An 18,072-nucleotide genomic window follows, 5' to 3' on the forward strand; every position below is an offset into this window, starting at 1 on the left:
GCGACGGCCCTCCCGCCCAGCAACCCTCCCGCCCAGCGGCCCTCACGTCAGGCGGCCCTCACGTCAGGTGGACGCCGGGAATCGGTCGTCCAGCCACCGTTCGATGCCGTGCAGCGCCGCCTTGGCCATGCCCGTCGAACGGAGCGTGAAGGCGTGGGGTGCTGCCGGGTAGATCCGGAGGTCGATTTCGCCGCCGGCGGCGGACAGTCGGGCCGCCATCGCCATGTTGTCCTCCAGCAGCACGTCCGCACTGCCGACGACCACCAACGCCGGCGGCAGGCCGCGCAGGTCCGCGAAGACCGGCGAGATGTCCGCGACGGTGCGGTCGTCCACCTGACCGACGTAGGCCCGGATGAAGTACTCGTCGGCGATCAGCCGACCCGCCGGGGTCGTGCCGCTCAGGTCGTACGTGCCGAACTGCAACGCCGCACCGGCGAACGCCCCGGCGATCCCGCGATCGCGCAGGCGCAGCAGGGTCGTCATGGCCAGCGTGGACCCCGCCGAGAAGCCGCCGATCATCAGCCGTGTCGTGCCGAAGCGCGCCGCCGCCTGTTCCACGAGCCACAACGCCGCCGTCTCGCAGTCGTCGGGCGCGGCCGGCCACGGATCTTCCGGGGCGAGTCGGTAGTCCACGCTCACGACGGCGATTCCGAGCGCATCCGCCAACTGCCGGTTGCGCACGTCCCCCCGCGCCGCCGAACCCAGGTAGAAACCACCACCGTGGATGTCCAGGTAGACGCCGCGCGCGATCCCTTCGGGCGCAAGGATCCTGACGGGCACGCGCCGACCACCGGCTTCGGCGACCAGCTCGACGGCCGACGGGTCGCACCGTGCCGGCACCGCGTCCCGCTTCGCGCGCAGCTCCCGCAACTCCGCCAGGCTCCCCGGCCCCCGCACCCCGCCCGACGCGGCATCCGCCGCCCGGCACTCCTCGACGTGCGCCGCGAGCTCCACGTCGATCAGACTCGTCAACCCCAACCGCACAAGCGTCCCCCGCCCTCTTCGACCTGTTCCACCACAGCACGCCGACGTGATCGTCCCCGGCCACCATCGCGAGCGACCGCCGGTCTCACCGCCGTTCGGGGTCGGCGACGAGGGCGCGCACCAGGGTGCGGCCGAGCAGGTCCCCCGCCTCCTCGGTGGTCCGACGCCCGGCGATGACCTCCTCGTTCGCGGCACGCCCGAGTCCGTGGACCATCGCGTACATCCAGTCGGCCGGCAGGTCCGCGCGGAGTTCGCCGCCGGCAGCAGCCTCGGTCAGCCACACCATCAGCGGCTCGTCGGCGGCCGGGTCGCGCAACGGCGCGTCGCCGGCCGGGCTGCCCGCGAAGCGGTAGCGCTCGCCGACCCGCACGATCCCATGACCCAGGCGGCGGAGCACCTCGGCGGCCGGAGCGGGCGGTGTGGTGGCGTCGACGGCGACCGCGCGCTGCTCCTCGACCACGAGTTCGGCGAGCGCCCGCAGCAGGTGTTCCCGGGTCGGGAAGCGCCGGTAGACGGTGGCGCGCGCCACGCCGGACTCCTCGGCGATGCGCCGCATGCCCGCGTCGGGGTCGGCGGCGAGGATCCGGAGCGCGGCCGTGAGCACGGCGTCGCGGTTGCGGCGGGCGTCGAGCCGCAACCCGGATGCGTCGGTGGCGTCGTCCACCCAACAGATGATACAACATGTCTCAATTGAGACGCTGAGTATCACTTGGAGGTGTGGTGTCCGAGCCGCGCGACCTGGAAGACCTCCCCTACGCCCGCCACCTCTCCGCGCCGGAAGGCCCCCTCGCCCCGGGCGAGGACTACGACGTGGTGCTGTTCGAGAACTCCGACTTCACCGGCACGCGCGGTGGCAGCGCCCGCTTCACCGAGTCCGCGTTCACCGGCGTGGCCTTCGGTGACTGCCAGTTGCGCCGCAGCCGGTTCAACGACGTGTGGATCGCCGGCTCGCAACTGATCGACACCGACCTGGCCGGCACCCAGTGGCTGGACGTGGAGATCGTGACCAGCGTGCTGGCCGGAACCGCGCTGTACGACTCCACGCTCAACCGGGTCTCCTTCTTCGGCTGCAAACTCGTCGGTGCCAACTTCCGCAACGCCACGTTGCGGGGCGTGACGTTCGTGAACTGCACGCTCCGCGACGTCGACTTCGCCGACGCGACCCTCACCGACGTCACCTTCCCCGGCAGCACGATCACGTCGCTGTACTTCGACAACGCCAAGGCGGACAACGTGGACTTGCGCGAAGCGTCCGAAGTGGACATCCACAGCGGGTACGACTCGCTCAAGGGCGTGACGATCAGCGACGCGCAACTGCTCGCCCTGGCCCCCGCCTTCGCCCACGCCCTCGGCGTGACCATCGCCGACTGACCGCCCGCGAGACCCGCCGACCTGCACTACGACCGCACCACGCGCAACCCGGAGACCCAACGGCTCACCGTTCGTCCCGTTGCCCAACCGTTGTCGCTTCCCGCCCCTGGGCCCGTCGATGCCGTCACCCTGGAAGCATGGCCGACAAAGCGTCCGAGACGAGGTTCCCGTGGTTCCCGGCGTTCTGGGTGTTGTTGGCCATCGCGTGGATCATCGCCGTGCCGTGGCTCGCGCTCCAAGCGGCATTCACGCCACCCTCTCCGGATCCCCGAACCTCCCTGGACATGCCACGGACCAGCGGTGACTTCACCGAGCGCGACGCCCTGTTCGGCTGGGTGCGGGTCGCGGCGATCGTCCTGCCGCTGCTGGGCGTGGTGGTGGCGACGATAGGCAGGCGGTGGACCGCGGTGATCGTCACGAGCAGCATCCTGGTCTTCAGCACCGGATACATCGCCCTCAAGGACGACCGCCGCCCCTACACTCCGCCGGCCCCTACCGCCCCCCACACCCCGATCTGCCAGGAGCACAGCGGCGGCGACAACAAGTGCCCGGGAAACTGACACAACCGTCCTGGGCACCTCCGGCACCCGCCGCGGCATTCGCGACCGCCGCCGCGTCAAGACGGATTCAGGTTGATCGCGAACCTGTTGAAGATGGACCACACGTCGACCCAGCCCAGCCCGGTGCTGCAGCCGGACGACCCACACCCGTAACCGATGCTGACAATGCCGTTGAGCTGCCGGGAATTGGCGTCGTTGAGGTAGATCACCAAATCACCGCTGTCACCACCGCGGCCGACGCCGCCGCCGTTGTGGGGAACGCCGTAACTTTCGCGTTGGACTGGTCGCCGAACGGCGGTCCGAGCGCGGCTCCGGCGTAGCACGGCAACAGGCGTTCCAGCGGGTCAGGGGCCGCGACGTGGACGCCTCCCGATGCGGATCCCGGTGGAATTGGCGGCGGCACGCCGCTGCGCGACGGCGGGCGAGGCGGAGTCGGTGATCTCCGAGATCTCCCGGCGGAGCTGCTGCCGGGACTTCTTGCCCTGGCGCACACCGGTCAGGTAGACGTTGACCGAGCGGTAGTCGGGAGCCGGCTCGACCTGCGGGTAGCTGTCCGTCCGGGCACACGGACGCACCGAAATCCACCGGTACGCCGTTCGGCGGTGCGGCGAAGACCACACGAAGCGACTTCATTCACGAGCCTCGACCATGCCCCCACTTCACGTGCGGAGGGGAGCCGGCCCGCCGGGGCGGTCCCGCCGGGCCCGCCCGACCGCAGCCCGCCCGACCGCAGCTCCATCGACGCGGTCAGGCGGGCGGGGATCGGGTTTCACGCGTAGTCGGGCAGCAGGCGGGCCACGTCGTGCGGTGACGGGAGGGTGGCCACCTCCTCCGCCATCGCCTTGGCCGCCGCGAGCACGGCGTCGTCGGTGAGCAGGCGGCGTGCCTTGGTCGCGATCAGCTCGGCGGTCAGGTCGGCGGCGAGCACCTGGTCGCCGAGCCCGGCGGCGGTCACCACGTCGGCGTTGCTGAACTGGTCGGCACCCTGCGGTAAGACCAGGTGCGGAACGCCCGTGGCGAACGTGCCCATCGTGGCGCCGGCACCGCCGTGGTGCACCACGAGGTCCACGTGTGGCAGGAGGTCCGCTTGCGGCAGCCACGGCCGCACCACCACGTTGTCCGGCACGTCGCCCAACGCGCGCACCGTGACGCTCGGACCGGTGGACACGAACACCTTCGCGCCCACCGTGGCCAGCCCCGCGATCGCGGTGCGCAGCACCCCCGCGTCGCCGAACGCCGTGCCCAACGTCAAGTACACCAACGGATCGCGGTGCTCGCGCACCCACGACGGCAGCTCGCCGGGCTCGGAGAACGGCACCGGTCGCAGCGGGATGGTGTCGGCCGGCGGGATCGGGAACTCCGGGTCCTGCACCGATGGCGGGCAGATGTCGAGGTAGGGGTTGCCCAACGACATGAGGTCGCCGTCGGACAGGTCGACGCCGAGGTCGGCGGCGACCTCGGCCAGGTTGGCGCGCATGGCCTCGGGAGGTCCTGTCGGCCGCCACCTCCGGCCGAACGAGTGGCACACCGCGGGTATGTCGGCGACTTTCGCGGCGAGCCCGGCACCGGGGTTGGCCAGCTCGTGCACGACGAGGTCCGGCTTGCGGTCGACGATGATGGGCCCGAGGTCGGCAGCACAGCTGCGCGGCAGGATCGAGCCGAACACCCTCGACACCCGCTCGGGCCGGAAGTCGGGTGCTTTCCGGGCCGCCGGACCGGCGTTGGCGAGCTCGAACGCGGCGAGCATGTCCATGCCGCCGGCGACGTGGTCGATGCCGTACGTGGTCACCGCGCCCGCGAACGGGGCCGTGGTCACGAACGTGACGTCGTGCCCCACCTCGCGTGCGGCGATCGCGAGCGGCAGGAGGGGGAAGGTGTGTCCGTAAGAGCCGAGGCTGGAGAAGAGGATTCGCACCGGGAAGAACGTAGTGAGTTCCCTTTCCGCACAAGGTGAATCATGCTCGGTTCGTGCGTACGGCGCTATCTCGGCCTCGAATCGACGTCCAGATGGTCGCAACGGGCCTGCCCAAGCGCACCAACCGCCCAACCGGCGGGTCGCCGCCGCATGGCGTGCCGTGATCACGGACGTGACGGTCAGGCAGAAGTCGACCCACGCGTACGGAACCGCTGGGGACCTGCCGGCGAAGTTCGCGCGGCTCCGCGACTGACCCGGACGACGGCCAGTGAGACGAGCCGGTTTGGTCAGTCACCGCGACGGCGGGTCGGGCGAGGTCACCCTCCACGCCCCGCGTACCGTCGTGCCCCGTGCCTCTCTTACCCCTCATGCACAAGCGGTTCGCGTGGTACTTCGAAGTCCCGCTGCTGATCGCCGGGTACGTCGCGTTCGGCCTGGCCCGCGCGGCGGTCGACCGTGGTGACCCGGCGGCGACGAGCAACGCCCTGCAAGTCCAGCGACTGGAGCAGATGCTCCACATCGCCATCGAACAACCGCTCAACCAAGCGATTCTCGCCCACCCCGCCGCGATCCACCTGACCGGCTACTTCTACCGCCTGAGCATCCTGGCCGTGCCGGCGGTCCTGATCTGGCTCTACATCGCCCGACGAGCGCGGTACAGCCACCTGCGGACCGTCCTGGTCGTCATGATGCTCCTGGACCTCCTGCTCGTCTGGCTCTTCCCGGAGGCTCCGCCGCGCTTCGCCCAACCCGGCATCGTCGACTACCTGGCCACGCACGACATCCTCTTCAGCGCCGAGTCCCGCGTCCCGCGCCCAGGCGTGAACCTGTTGGCCGCCATGCCGAGCATGCACGTCGCGTGGACCACCTGGTGCGCCTACGCCCTGTGGACGACCCTGCGCGACCACGCCCCACGAGTCGCCCGGTCGGCGTGGGTGTTCCCCCTCCTGACCGCGTTCGTCGTCCTCGTCACCGGACACCACTACGTCGTGGACATCCTGGCCGGTGTCGCCCTCGTCGCAGTCTCGGCCGCCGTGATGAAGCGGATCAGCTCGCCGGACCGGCAACTCCCCACCGGTGGGCCACCGGAGACCTCCCCCGGCCGCGCGACTCCGCGCTGATCACCCCGGGGCCGCTCCCACGTCCGGCTGGTGATGCTGGGCGCCGTCGCGGCCACTAGGCCGGCGCGGGCCGGCCACGTCGGAACCCTGGTCCTGGCCGACGGCATCCACGACAGCCTCTACCAGACGGCCGCAACCACAACCGCTTCGCCTTCGGCCGGGCCTCGGCCGGGGTGTGGAAGCCGACCGACACGATCTCGCCGTCGCGGAGCACCACCCGCGCCAGGTCAAAACGGACGACCGACCATCCCACCGAGGCCGAGTCGCCGGCCGCGGACTCCGGACGCCGGCCCTTTCGCGTCGTTCGCATCGACGATCGTCACCGGCACCTGCTCCGGTGTCACCGCCGCGCCGTGGCAAGCCACGAGTTGCCGCAACGCTGGGTGTCGACCGGGGTGCGGACCACTGCGCCCTGGGCCACTTCCGGCGACATGACCGGCGTCGGGTGCCCCGGCGGGCCGGGGCACCCGGTCAGGTCACGCCAGGCTGTCGCGGACTCGGCGGGTGGCCGCGACCAGGTTGCGCAGCGCCGGTTCCACCTCCGCGTAGCCTCGGGTCTTGAGGCCGCAGTCCGGGTTGACCCACAGCCTGTTGCCCGCCACCACGCGGGACGCGGCGGCGACCAGGTCCGCGACCTCGTCGGTGGCCGGGACGCGGGGTGAGTGGATGTCGTAGACGCCCGGTCCGACGCCCCGGCTGAAGCCGGCCGAGCGGAGGTCGGCCAAGACCTCCATCTTCGACCGGGCCGCCTCGATCGTGGTCACGTCCGCACCCAGGCCGTCGATGGCGTCGATGACCTCGCCGAACTCCGAGTAGCACAGGTGGGTGTGGATCTGGGTGTCGGTCGCCGCGCCGGCGGTGGCCAGCCGGAACGCGCCGACCGACCACTCCAGGTACGCCGCGTGCTCGGCCGCCCGCAGCGGCAGGAGTTCGCGCAGCGCGGGCTCGTCCACCTGGATCACCCTGATGCCGGCGGCCTCCAGGTCGGCGATCTCGTCGCGCAGCGCCAGCGCGACCTGGTCGGCGGTCTCGCCCAGCGGCTGGTCGTCGCGCACGAACGACCACGCCAGGATGGTCACCGGGCCGGTCAGCATGCCCTTCACCGGCCGGTCGGTGAGCGACTGCGCGTAGGAGCTCCACGGCACGGTGATCGGCTCCGGTCGGCTGACGTCGCCGTGCAGGATCGGCGGGCGGACGCACCGCGAGCCGTAGGACTGCACCCAGCCCAGGTCGGTCACCGCGAACCCGTCGAGGTGCTCGGCGAAGTACTGCACCATGTCGTTGCGCTCGGGCTCGCCGTGCACCAGGACGTCCAGCCCGATGTCCTCCTGCAACGCGATCACGCGGCCGATCTCGGCGCGCATCCGCTCGTCGTACTCGCCCCGCGACAGCCCGCCCGACCGCAGGCCGGCACGGGCCGTGCGGATCTCGGTCGTCTGCGGGAACGAGCCGATGGTGGTCGTCGGCAACGCGGGCAGGGCGAGGCGGGCGTCCTGCGCGGCGGCCCGTTCGGCGTAGGGCGCGCGGTCGCGGTGGTGCGGCCCGAGTCCGGCGAGCCGGGACCGGATCGCGTCGTCACGGCGGGGCGCGGCGATCGGTTCGTCGAGCGCGTCCGCCCACGCGCCGTCCACGCCGTCGCGCAGCGCCTGGCCGAGCAGGACGACCTCGCGCACCTTCTGCCGCGCGAACGCCAACCGCCCGCGCACTCCCGGTTCCAGCGCCGTCTCGGCGTCCAGGTCGTAGGGCACGTGCAGCAGCGTCGAGGACGTCGAGAGCACGACCTCCTCGGCCGTTCCGAGCAGTGACGCGGCGGTGGCCAGCGCCTGCCGCAGGTCGGTGCGCCACACGTTGCGGCCGTCGACCACGCCGGCGACCAGCGTCTTGTCCCGCAGCGCGGGCACGCTCGCGATGCCGTCCACCGGGCCCGCGACGAGATCGACGCCGATCGCTTCGACGGCGGTGCCGGCCAGCACTTCCAGCGCCGGGCCAAGAGACCCGTAGTAGCCGGTGACCAGCAGCTTCGGCCGCGAGTGCAGGTCTGCCAGGCGGGTATAGGCACGGCCGAGCGCGGCCAGTTCGTCCTCCGAGCGGTCGGCGGCGAACGCCGGCTCGTCGAGCTGCACCCACGGCGCACCTTCGGCCGCCAGCGCCACCAGCAGCTCGACGTAGACGTCCACCAAGTCATCCAACCGGGCCAACGGGTTCGTTCCTTTGGCCAGCAACAGGAACGTCACCGGCCCGAGGACCACCGGCCGGGTCGTGATCCCGAGCGCGCGGGCCTCGCGGTACTCCGCGAGCGGCTTGTCACCGGCCAGTCGGAACTCCGTCCCGGGGTCGATCTCGGGCACCAGGTAGTGGTAGTTGGTGTCGAACCACTTGGTCAGTTCCAACGGCGGCAGGTCGTCGGTGCCCCGGGCCGCCGCGAAGTAGCTGTCCAGCTCCGACTCGCGCCGGTAGCGCGCCGGGACCGCGCCCACCAGGAACGCGGTGTCCAGGACGTGGTCGTAGAACGAGAAGGTGTTGGACGGCACCGAGTCCAGCCCGGCGTCGCGCAGCTCCGCCCAGCCGGCCGCGCGCAGTTCGGCGGCCGTGGCGAGCAGGGCGTCCTGGTCGGTGCGCCCGACCCAGTAGCGCTCGACGGCCCGCTTGAGTTCCCGACGTGGACCGATCCGGGGGTAGCCCAGGACGGTGGCACCGATTCCGCTGGTCACTGGCTCTCTCCTCGCGAGCGTGCGTGAACGCCGGAGGATTCCCGGGGACGCTTCGCGGGCGGCACGAGCCGCGTCCGCCGCAGCCCTCCCGAGAGGCCACCGGACACCGCGGGCCCGGTGGGCGCGCGGACCGGTGGCAGGTCTTCGGACTCACGGGCGCACAGCACGCTCCTACCGGCCGTCGCTTCCCACGCTCACGCGCAGTGCTTCATTGACGGCTTTCGTTCCCGTTCACCGCTGCGGGGCAGTCCCGGACTCACACCGGGTTCCCTCTTGCCTCGCTCCGGCCGACCATCGCCCGGAGCGAACCACCAGTGGGATCGAGAGTAACGCACCCCTGGACGGTCTCCCATGATCCGGGAAAAGTCACTCCACCGCCGCAGTCGGCAGCGTTCCCCGGGGTGCCGGTGATCTCGGCGGGCTCCTCCGCCGTGAAGTCACGTTACCGACGAGTGATCAGTCCATTGTGGATGGTGCTGCCGCGGTCCGGCACGCGTCTCCACGCCACCCTTGCCACGCCGGCCGGCGATCAGGGTCACCCGAGGTTCGGTCCGCGACACGCCCATGTGGGGCCGTGTTGCGGACCGATCTACAACATGTAGTGTTCCGCCCGTCGATGGTTCCGACGCCCTCTTCGAGGGCCGAGGAGGCAAGAGGGAACCCGGTGCGAATCCGGGACTGCCCCGCAGCGGTGAGCGGAAACAACCGCCGTCACGAAGCACTGGGAGCACGCGCTCCTGGGAAGCGACGGCCAGTAGGTCCGGCTGGAAGGCCGGGTGTCCGCGAGTCCGAAGACCTGCCAGCGATGCGCGCGCCGGCCGGCGCGCGCGTGTCCGGGGCCTCGTGGGCGGGCCGACACGGATGACGCGCCGTCGTGCGCGCGCTGTGTGGTCGCCGCGTGCTCCGGGCCGTTGAGGCTCGCGAGGAGAGGGCTTTGTCGACCACAACCACGGCCACCGGGGTCAGCCAGGTGCGGGTGATCCGACGCGACGGCAGCGTTTCGGCGTTCGACCCAGGCAAGATCCAGGTGGCCTTGACCAAGGCGTTCCTGGCCGTCGAGGGCGAGGTCGCGGCAGCGGCGTCGCACCTGCACCCGCTCGTGGCGGAGTTGACCTCGCAGGCGGAGGGCGCGCTGCTCAAGCACGCCCGCCCCGACACCGCACTGCACATCGAGCAGATCCAGGACCAGGTGGAACTCGTGCTGATGCGCGGCGGTCATCACAAGGTCGCCCGCGCGTACGTGCTGTACCGCGACGAGCACGCGAAGGCACGCGAACTCGCCCCCGTCGCGGTCGAGTTCCGGATGAAGGACGCCGAGGGCGCGCTGGTCCCGGTGGACTGGGAGCGGATCGCGGTCGTCGTCGGCGAGGCGTGCGCGGGGCTGTCCGACGTGCCGGCCGAGCCGGTGCTCACCGAGGTCCGGCGGGCGCTCTACGACGGCATCACGGTCGACGAACTGGCCGTCGCGCTGGTCATGTCGGCGCGGACGCTGGTCGAGACCGAGCCGAACTACTCCTTCGTCGCCGCCCGCCTGCTGCTCGACCAGCTCCGCCGCGAGGTGCTGACCAGGGTCGCGGGCCGACCGGTCGAGGCCACCGCCGAGCAGCTGTCCTATGTGGACTACTTCCCCGAGTACGTGCGGCTGGGCGTCGCGCTGGACCGGCTCGACCCCGCGTTGGAGTCGTTCGACGTGGCCCGGATCGCGGCGGCGATCCGCCCCGAGCGCGACGCCATGTTCGACTTCCTGGGCATGCAGACCCTGTACGACCGCTACTTCCTGCACGACCACGGCGTCCGGTACGAGTTGCCGCAGGCGTTCTTCATGCGGGTCGCGATGGGGCTGGCGCTGCGCGAGGACGACCGCGAGGCGCGGGCGATCGAGTTCTACGAACTGCTGTCGGCCTTCGACTTCATGTGCTCAACCCCCACGCTGTTCAACTCCGGCACCACCCGCGCCCAGCTCTCGTCGTGCTTCCTGACCACGGTGGACGACGACCTGAAGAGCATCTTCCAGAGCTACCAGAACAACGCACTGCTGGCGAAGTTCTCCGGCGGGCTCGGCAACGACTGGACCCCGGTGCGCGGCATGGGCGCGCACATCAAGGGCACCAACGGCCAGTCGCAGGGCGTCGTGCCGTTCCTCAAGATCGCCAACGACACGGCGGTCGCGGTGAACCAGGGCGGCAAGCGCAAGGGCGCGGCGTGCGCGTACCTGGAGACGTGGCACATCGACGTCGAGGAGTTCCTCGACCTGCGCAAGAACACCGGCGACGACCGGCGGCGCACGCACGACATGAACACCGCGAACTGGGTGCCCGACGAGTTCCTGCGCCGGGTCGAGGCGGACGCCGAGTGGACCCTGTTCTCCCCGGACGAAACGCCGGACCTGCACGACGCGTACGGCTTGGACTTCACCGCCCGCTACCGCGGCTACGAGGAAGCCGCCGACCGCGGCGAGATCCGCGTGTTCAAGCGCGTCCGCGCGACGGACCTGTGGCGGCGCATGCTGACCATGCTGTTCGAGACCGGCCACCCGTGGATCACGTTCAAGGACCCGTGCAACCTGCGGTCGCCGCAGCAGCACACCGGCGTCGTGCACTCGTCCAACCTGTGCACCGAGATCACCCTCAACACCAGCGCCGACGAGGTCGCGGTGTGCAACCTCGGCTCGGTCAACCTGGCCAACCACGTCACGGCCCACGGCCTCGACGCCGAGCGGCTGGCGCACACGGTCCACACGGCCGTGCGCATGCTCGACAACGTCATCGACATCAACTACTACACGATCCCCGAGGCGAGCCGGTCCAACCTGCGGCACCGGCCGATCGGGCTGGGCCTGATGGGCTTCAGCGACGCCCTGTTCACCCTGCGGCTGGTGCCCGGTTCACCGGAGGCCGTGGAGTTCGCCGACCGCAGCATGGAGCACATCGGCTACCACGCGCTGTCGGCGTCGGCCGACCTGGCCCGCGAGCGCGGCAGCTACGAGTCGTTCGACGGTTCGCTGTGGAGCCGCGGCGTCCTGCCGATCGACTCCATCGCGCTGCTCGCCGAAGCCCGCGGCGGCGTGCTCGCCATGGACACATCGTCCACTTTGGACTGGGAGACCCTGCGCGCCAAGGTGCGCGGCGGGATGCGCAACTCCAACACGATGGCCATCGCGCCGACCGCGACGATCTCGAACATCTGCGGCGTCGGCCAGTCCATCGAGCCGCTGTTCCGCAACCTGTACGTGAAGTCGAACATGTCCGGCGACTTCACCGTCCTCAACCGCTTCCTGGTCGCCGACCTCAAGGCGCTGGACCTGTGGGACGAGGCGATGGTGTCGGACCTGAAGTACTTCGACGGCTCGGTCGCGCCGATCGACCGGGTGCCCGACGACCTCAAGGCCCTCTACGCCACCGCGTTCGAGGTCTCGTCCGAGTGGCTGATCGAGGCCGCGTCGCGCCGGCAGAAGTGGATCGACCAGGCGCAGTCGCTCAACCTGTACATCGCCGCGCCCAACGGCCGCAAGCTGGACAACCTCTACCGGCTGGCCTGGCACAGCGGCCTCAAGACCACCTACTACCTGCGGTCCACCGCGGCGACCAGCGTGGAGAAGTCGACCTTGCGCGGCACCGACGGCAAGCTCAACGCCGTCCGTCCGGGCGCGGCACCCGCCGCCTCCCCCGTGCCGACCCCCGTAGCGTCGCCGTCGCCGGCCGCCGTCCCCTCGGCCGTTCCGCCGCCGGTCCCGGCCGCGACACCGGACGACGCGCTCGTCTGCTCCGTCACCGACCCCGACTGCGAGGCCTGCCAGTGACCACCGACCTCCCCTACACCTCGGGTCTCGGCTCCATCGAGCGCGGCGCGGGCCGCGTGCAGGTGGACGACAAGTCGATGATCAACGCGCGCGCGGACGTCAACCAGCTCCTGCCGCTGAAGTACCACTGGGCGTGGGAGAAGTACCTCGCCGGCTGCGCCAACCACTGGATGCCGACCGAGGTGTCCATGCAGGCCGACATCGCCCTGTGGCGCTCGCCCACCGGCCTCACCGACGACGAGCGGCACACGATCAAGCGCAACCTCGGGTTCTTCGCCACCTCGGAGTCGTTGGTGGCCAACAACATCGTGCTCGCGGTGTACCGCCACCTGACCAACCCCGAGTGCCGCCAGTACCTGCTGCGCCAGGCGTTCGAGGAGGCCGTGCACACCCACACGTTCCAGTACGTCTGCGAGTCGCTCGGCTTGGACGAGGGCGAGCTGTTCAACATGTACCGCGAGGTCCCGTCGATCACCGACAAGGCCGCGTGGGCGTTGAACTACACGCAGCACCTCGAAGACCCGGGGTTCCGCACCGGCACGCCCGAGACCGACCAGGCGTTCCTCCGCGACCTCGTGGCGTTCTACGTGGTGTTCGAGGGCATGTGGTTCTACACCGGCTTCGCCCAGATCCTGTCGTTCGGGCGGCGCAACAAGATGATCGGCATCGCCGAGCAGTACCAGTACATCCTGCGCGACGAGTCGATCCACCTGAACTTCGGCATCGACTCGATCAACCAGATCAAGATCGAGAACCCGCACCTGTGGAGCGATGCCTTCCAGGCCGAGGTCCGCACCATGCTGGGCGAGGCGTGTGAGCTGGAGATCGCCTACGGCCGCGACACCATGCCCAACGGTCTGCTCGGCCTCAACGCCGACCAGTGCGAGCAGTACATGCACTTCATCACCAACCGCCGCTGCGCGCAGCTCGGCCTGGCCCCGGTCTTCGGCCCGGCGGACAACCCGTTCCCGTGGATGTCCGAGGCCATCGACCTGAAGAAGGAGAAGAACTTCTTCGAGACCCGGGTGACCGAGTACGCCTCCGGCGCGTCGCTCGACTGGGACTGACCACGTCCCGGGGCCGGGGTCTGTTCCCGGCCCCGGCTCCCTTCTCCCGGCCAGGAAAGGCGACCACCGGTGCGCTGCCGGTTCACCACCGTCCAGGAAACCGTCTTGGCCGTGGTCAAGCGTCCTCCGGGCGACCGACGCGCGCCCTTGGCTGGAGCGGTCACGGCGCTCGTGGGACGCGCTGGCGCCGCCACAGTTCCGAGCGCACGGGCACGGCCGCGTCACCCGTGCACGGAGTCATGCAGGCGTGCGGAGGCCCTGGGCGTGCAGGCGGGGCAGGACTTCCTGGGCGAAGTAGTCCAGTTCGCCCAGGTAGTCGACGAAGCTCACGGTGATGCCGGCGAACCCGGAGCGGTGGAAGCGGCCGATCTGGTCGGCGATGTCGTCGGGGCTGCCGATCAGGGGGCAGGTCCCGTGGCCGGACGCGAAGCGGGCGCGGAAGGTGGCGAGCATCTCCGGTGTGAAGGATCTCGCGTGCAGTCCCTGGAGTGTCATGAGGTTGTCGACGGCGTCCCAGTCGGCGTGGTCGTGGGCGTAGTGGTGCAGGTAGTCCTCTGCTTCACGGCGGGTTGGGCGGCAGACGACGTGCGTAGGGGTGAACACGCCGACGGTGCGGTTGTGGTGCCTGCGCGCGCGGTCTCGCAGACGCTCTACCACCGGTTGTCCATCCTCGGGGCCGGAGACGATGGTGAACGCGATGTCGGCGTTGCGCGTGGCGTAGGCGAGGCCCTGCTCGGATGATCCCGCGTTGATCACGGGGAGGGGGCCGTCGTACGGTCCGGGCAGCCCTTCGGCGTTGTGGAGGTGGAAGAAACGGCCGTCGTGGTCGAAGGGGTCCGATCGGGTCCAGACCGCCCGCACGACGTCCCACCACTCCTGGGCCAGGGCGTAGCGGTCGTCGTGGCTGTCGGGCAGGACCGACCCGAACGCCTCGTACTCGGGCTTGTTCCATCCCGCCACGATGTTGATGCCGGCCCGGCCGCGGCCGATCTGGTCGAGCGTGGCGAGTTGCTTGGCCACGGCGAGCGGGTGGTGGAAGGCGGTGTGGACGGTCGAGAACACGACCAGGCGGCTGGTGTGCGCGAGGAGACCGGCGGCCGAGGTCGTCGGGTCGAGGACCTCGTCGTGGAAGTTGCCGCGCCCGCCGTACCCCTTCCAGCGGGCGGCGGGGAGCAGGAAGTCGATGCCGACCTCGTCGGCCCGCCTCGCCAGCCGCAGGTTGTCCTCCCAACCGCCGGACCACCGTTCGGGGACCGTGGTCGCGGCCAGTCCCGACGAGCAGTTCGCCCCGAACAACCCCACCTTGAACCCCTTGCCGTCCGTGATCGTCTTCATCCGGCCGCGCCCTCCGTCGTGGTGTCCTGCGCTTCGTCTACTCCCCCGGCCATGGCGTGCCTACGCCGATCCGGGCCGCCGCGGCGACTTCACCCCTTCGCGCCGACCGGTCGCCCTGCCCATGGTCGACCCGTTCGAACGGGCTCGTCGGCGCGTCGCCCGAAGGCGTTGCCGAAGCCATCGCACTCCACCGGGAGGTCGCCGACGACGTGCCGTTCGGCCGCGCTGCGCTGGAAGCCGACAGCGACTGCACCGGACGCGCCGCACCGCACGCCGCGCGCACCAGCCCGCCACGCCCGACCAGCCGTGCCTTCTCGCGGCATCCGGCGCACCGACACCTGTTCGGCGGCGTGCGCTGCCCGGCTCGGTCCCGTGCCGGCTGCCCGGTACGGACCAGCGGGCGCCACCCTTCCCGCACCGGCCGGCCGCTGCCACCCTCTTGCCGCCGGAACTCCGCGAGGGAAGGGGAAGCCTTGTCCATCCGAGGGAACAGGATCGCCGCAGCGGCTGCGGGGGTGGCGCTCGCGCTGGCGGTGTCACCCGTCGCGTCCGCCACGACCGCTGCGGCCTGCACGTGGCAGAAGACCACGTGGGAACTGCCGACCGGGGCCGAGGCGGGCAGCGTCACCGGCTACGACGGGAGCCGGTACGCGGTCGGCGTCACCGGGCGCAAGGGCCAGTTCGGGACCATCGGCTCGCCGCGCGGCACCGTGTGGGACAGCGGCCGGGTCGTCCTGCGCATCACCGGGGACGTCCCACACCTGCGGGACGTCAACAGCTCCGGCCTGGTGGTCGGCGACACCGTCGACGACAACGGGTTCAGGGCCATCACCGTCACCCGCGACGGCAGCGTGACCACCCTGCCCGGCAACCCGACGTGGAGCGGCTACACGGCCTCGCTGATCAACAACCGGGGCGACGTCGTCGGCGCGGCCACCACGACCGCGGGCCGGCGCGTCGTGGTGTGGCCGGCGAGCGCGCCCGGCACGTACCGCGAACTGCCCACGCCGACCGTGTCGAGCCTGTTCCTGACCGACGTGGACGAGCAGGGCCGGATCATCGCCCAGACCGATTCCGGTTCCGGCGGCGGTTTCGTGTGGGACACCGACGGCCAGTACCGGGTGGTCGCCGCGACGGGCGCGGGCGGCTGGGGCACACCGTGGGCGATCCGCGACGGCCGGGTGGTCGGCAGCGTCGACTCCACCTCGGCCTACGCCGCCGCGGAGTGGAACGCGCGGGGCGCGCTGACCCGGGTGATCCGCGACGGCGCGCTCGTCGCGCGGGCGATCGGCGGCGCGGGCACCGTGGCGGGCATCCGGTTCGTCGGCTCGACCCAGCGGCCGGTGCTGTGGCGCAGCGGCGTGGTCTCCGACGCGCTCACGTCGGTGGCGGCGGGGTTCTCGGTGCGCGGCGTCAGCAACGACGAGCGCACGCTGGTGGGCACGGAGAACCGCGTCCCCAGCCACTACAGCTGTTCCTGACCACCACCGGTCGGATCGGTCGCGTCGACCGATCCGACCGGGCTGCCGGCGCAGCCCACCGGTCCGGCAGCCGGTGGACGCGACGACACGAGTGGTCGAGCAACGCGTCCGAGGTCGAGCAGCACGTGGGCGCCCGAGACCACCTCAGGTCGAGCGACGGCGTCCGGACTGGCGTGCGAGACGCCAGGTGAGCATCGGAATCGCCACGGCGGCCGCGGTCGTGATGCCGAGCATCACGAAGGTGACCGTCCGGTCGTTCGTCGCCCGCACGTCGTCGACGTCCGACGACGGGTCCGCCGGGTCGTAGACGATCTCGATCTGCTCGTCCAGAGCGGGTTCCGGCCCCGACACGCGTTGGCCGATCAGCGAACGGAACTGCCTGCCGTCCGGCGTGCGGAACTCCACCTCGTCCCGCCGGACCGTGTCCACCACCCGCGCCGAAGCCCGCTGCCCCCGTTCGGACAACGCGATGTCGTTGCTCCACATCGTGTACGTCCCGTACGCGAACCCCGCCACCACCACCGCGCCCATCAACCCGAACAACCAGGCCGGCGGCCGTTTCGTGGACACCATGATCCCCATGGGACCGGCATTCCACGCCGCCGGGCCCGCCAAACCCCGGCCGGGTCGGTTCAGCAGCAGTGGTCGCCGCGCCAGGCTTCGCGGCCTTCCTTCACGGCCACCGCGGCGATGACCAGGGCCACGACCGGATCCGCCCAGGACCAGCCGAACAGGGAGTTGAGCACGAGGCCGAGCAGCAGGACGCCGGACAGGTAGGTGCACAGCAGCGTCTGCTTGGAGTCGGCGACGGCGCTGGCCGAACCCAGTTCCCGTCCGGCGCGGCGTTGGGCGGTCGACAGGAACGGCATGACCAGCAGCGACACGGCGGCCAGCACGATGCCGACGGTCGAGTGGTCGGCGGTTTCCGCGCCCAGCAGGGAACGTGCGGACTCGACCGTGACGTACCCGGCCAAGGCGAAGAACGAGACGGCGATGACTTTCAGCGCGGTCCGCTCGCGCGCTTCGGGGTCGGCGCCGGAGAACTGCCACGCGACCGCCAGCGCGGAGGCGACCTCGATCACCGAGTCCAGGCCGAAGCCGACCAGGGCGGTGGAGGAGGCGATCGTGCCGGCGGTGATCGCCACGACCGCTTCGACCACGTTGTAGGTGATCGTGGCGGCGACCAGGAGGCGGACTCGGCGGGTCAGCGCCGCCCGCCGTCGCGGGTCGGCCGTGCCGCGTGGAGCCTGGGTGCGGCAACCGTCGGCGCACTGCCCGGTGTTCGCGACCGGGCCGGGGCGATCGGCGCTCACCCGCGCACCTGCGCCGCCGGGCCGGTCACGGTCGGCGGGACGTCGAGGCAGGGCTCGGCGGTGTCCACGGTCAGCACCACCGAGACCAACTCCCCCAGCGCACGGGTCAGGTGCGCGTCGGCCAGGGCGTAGCGGACCTGGCGGCCCTCGTGGGCGGCGACGACCAGGCCGCAGCCGCGCAGGCACGCCAGGTGGTTGGACACGTTGGAGCGGCTCAGCCCGAGGTGGTCGGCGAGCCGGGCGGGGTAGCTGATCCCGTCGAGCAGCGCGACCAGGATGCGGCACCGGGTCGGATCGGCCAACGCCCGGCCCAACCGGGCCAGCGCGTCCTCGCGCGTCTCACACTTCAGCATGGGGAGAACCATACAGCGACTGGTGTACTACAGTCACGGCTGAACTGTAGGACTGATCGGCA

16 protein-coding genes and 2 riboswitches are annotated in these 18,072 nt (G+C 71.0%); of the genes, 6 read left to right on the forward strand and 10 right to left on the reverse strand.

The window, feature by feature from the left end; all coding sequences use genetic code 11:
* Positions 1 to 63: 63 nt before the first annotated feature.
* Entirely contained in the window at positions 64 to 984 is a 921-nt protein-coding gene (locus BN6_RS23760) for an alpha/beta hydrolase (RefSeq protein WP_015102296.1), read from the reverse strand.
* Positions 985 to 1,069: 85 nt separating this feature from the next.
* Positions 1,070 to 1,648 (reverse strand): TetR/AcrR family transcriptional regulator, encoded by a 579-nt coding sequence (locus BN6_RS23765; protein ID WP_041313777.1) that lies wholly within the window; start codon positions 1,646 to 1,648, stop codon positions 1,070 to 1,072.
* Positions 1,649 to 1,704: 56 nt separating this feature from the next.
* Here BN6_RS23765 and BN6_RS23770 point away from each other — a divergent pair, with 56 nt between their 5' ends.
* Positions 1,705 to 2,355, forward strand: a complete 651-nt coding sequence (locus BN6_RS23770) for a pentapeptide repeat-containing protein (protein WP_041317874.1) — start codon at positions 1,705 to 1,707, stop codon at positions 2,353 to 2,355.
* 137 nt (positions 2,356 to 2,492) lie between these two features.
* On the forward strand, positions 2,493 to 2,915 hold the full coding sequence (locus BN6_RS23775; RefSeq protein ID WP_015102299.1) for a hypothetical protein: 423 nt from the start codon (positions 2,493 to 2,495) through the stop codon (positions 2,913 to 2,915).
* 56 nt (positions 2,916 to 2,971) lie between these two features.
* Here BN6_RS23775 and BN6_RS46860 read toward each other — a convergent pair whose 3' ends face one another.
* From BN6_RS46860 to BN6_RS23785, 3 genes are all read right to left on the reverse strand, one after another.
* On the reverse strand, positions 2,972 to 3,124 hold the full coding sequence (locus BN6_RS46860) for a hypothetical protein (protein ID WP_158509419.1): 153 nt from the start codon (positions 3,122 to 3,124) through the stop codon (positions 2,972 to 2,974).
* Between the two features lie 135 nt (positions 3,125 to 3,259).
* Positions 3,260 to 3,490 (reverse strand): hypothetical protein, encoded by a 231-nt coding sequence (locus tag BN6_RS23780; protein WP_015102301.1) that lies wholly within the window; start codon positions 3,488 to 3,490, stop codon positions 3,260 to 3,262.
* 194 nt (positions 3,491 to 3,684) lie between these two features.
* On the reverse strand, positions 3,685 to 4,830 hold the full coding sequence (locus BN6_RS23785) for a glycosyltransferase (RefSeq protein WP_015102302.1): 1,146 nt from the start codon (positions 4,828 to 4,830) through the stop codon (positions 3,685 to 3,687).
* A gap of 350 nt (positions 4,831 to 5,180) precedes the next feature.
* On the opposite strand from BN6_RS23785, the gene BN6_RS23790 reads away from it, so the two are divergent.
* Positions 5,181 to 5,951 (forward strand): phosphatase PAP2 family protein, encoded by a 771-nt coding sequence (locus BN6_RS23790; RefSeq protein ID WP_231904735.1) that lies wholly within the window; start codon positions 5,181 to 5,183, stop codon positions 5,949 to 5,951.
* Positions 5,952 to 6,427: 476 nt separating this feature from the next.
* Here BN6_RS23790 and metE read toward each other — a convergent pair whose 3' ends face one another.
* Positions 6,428 to 8,662 carry a 5-methyltetrahydropteroyltriglutamate--homocysteine S-methyltransferase gene (gene metE / locus BN6_RS23795; RefSeq protein ID WP_015102304.1) on the reverse strand — a complete coding sequence of 745 codons (2,235 nt, stop codon included), beginning with the start codon at positions 8,660 to 8,662 and terminating at the stop codon, positions 6,428 to 6,430.
* Between the two features lie 118 nt (positions 8,663 to 8,780).
* Positions 8,781 to 8,990: riboswitch (cobalamin riboswitch) on the reverse strand.
* A gap of 272 nt (positions 8,991 to 9,262) precedes the next feature.
* Positions 9,263 to 9,480: riboswitch (cobalamin riboswitch) on the forward strand.
* Positions 9,481 to 9,596: 116 nt separating this feature from the next.
* On the opposite strand from metE, the gene BN6_RS23800 reads away from it, so the two are divergent.
* Both BN6_RS23800 and BN6_RS23805 read left to right on the forward strand, forming a co-directional pair.
* Complete coding sequence (locus BN6_RS23800) at positions 9,597 to 12,461, forward strand: ribonucleoside-diphosphate reductase subunit alpha (protein WP_015102305.1); 2,865 nt, start codon at positions 9,597 to 9,599, stop codon at positions 12,459 to 12,461.
* Positions 12,458 to 13,528, forward strand: coding sequence for a ribonucleotide-diphosphate reductase subunit beta (locus tag BN6_RS23805; RefSeq protein ID WP_015102306.1), 1,071 nt, complete (start codon positions 12,458 to 12,460; stop codon positions 13,526 to 13,528). Before BN6_RS23800 ends, BN6_RS23805 begins: the two co-directional genes overlap by 4 nt.
* 237 nt (positions 13,529 to 13,765) lie before the next feature.
* Here the strand turns inward: BN6_RS23805 and BN6_RS23810 are convergent, their stop codons facing one another.
* A complete protein-coding gene (locus BN6_RS23810; protein WP_015102307.1) occupies positions 13,766 to 14,863 on the reverse strand; it encodes an LLM class flavin-dependent oxidoreductase in 1,098 nt (365 codons plus the stop codon).
* A gap of 473 nt (positions 14,864 to 15,336) precedes the next feature.
* On the opposite strand from BN6_RS23810, the gene BN6_RS23815 reads away from it, so the two are divergent.
* Entirely contained in the window at positions 15,337 to 16,344 is a 1,008-nt protein-coding gene (locus tag BN6_RS23815) for a hypothetical protein (RefSeq protein ID WP_148302987.1), read from the forward strand.
* A 144-nt stretch (positions 16,345 to 16,488) separates the two neighbouring features.
* Here BN6_RS23815 and BN6_RS23820 read toward each other — a convergent pair whose 3' ends face one another.
* Genes BN6_RS23820 through cmtR form a run of 3 tightly spaced genes read right to left on the reverse strand, consistent with a single transcriptional unit; the run spans position 16,489 to position 18,010 of the window.
* Positions 16,489 to 16,917, reverse strand: coding sequence for a DUF3592 domain-containing protein (locus BN6_RS23820; protein ID WP_148302988.1), 429 nt, complete (start codon positions 16,915 to 16,917; stop codon positions 16,489 to 16,491).
* A 59-nt stretch (positions 16,918 to 16,976) separates the two neighbouring features.
* Positions 16,977 to 17,657: a cation transporter gene (locus BN6_RS23825; RefSeq protein WP_015102310.1), complete on the reverse strand. Its 681-nt coding sequence runs from the start codon at positions 17,655 to 17,657 to the stop codon at positions 16,977 to 16,979.
* Positions 17,654 to 18,010: a Cd(II)/Pb(II)-sensing metalloregulatory transcriptional regulator CmtR gene (gene cmtR / locus BN6_RS23830; RefSeq protein ID WP_041313787.1), complete on the reverse strand. Its 357-nt coding sequence runs from the start codon at positions 18,008 to 18,010 to the stop codon at positions 17,654 to 17,656. Before cmtR ends, BN6_RS23825 begins: the two co-directional genes overlap by 4 nt.
* Between the last annotated feature and the right edge of the window lie 62 nt (positions 18,011 to 18,072).

The organism is Saccharothrix espanaensis DSM 44229 (assembly GCF_000328705.1).
GTDB lineage: Bacteria > Actinomycetota > Actinomycetes > Mycobacteriales > Pseudonocardiaceae > Actinosynnema > Actinosynnema espanaense.

Coding starts and splice junctions, on each gene's coding strand:
- BN6_RS23810 (WP_015102307.1), bottom strand. CDS start 14,863: ATGAAGACGATCACGGACGGCAAGGGGTTCAAGGTGGGGTTGTTCGGG.
- BN6_RS23775 (WP_015102299.1), top strand. CDS start 2,493: ATGGCCGACAAAGCGTCCGAGACGAGGTTCCCGTGGTTCCCGGCGTTC.
- BN6_RS23820 (WP_148302988.1), bottom strand. CDS start 16,917: ATGGTGTCCACGAAACGGCCGCCGGCCTGGTTGTTCGGGTTGATGGGC.
- cmtR (WP_041313787.1), bottom strand. CDS start 18,010: ATGCTGAAGTGTGAGACGCGCGAGGACGCGCTGGCCCGGTTGGGCCGG.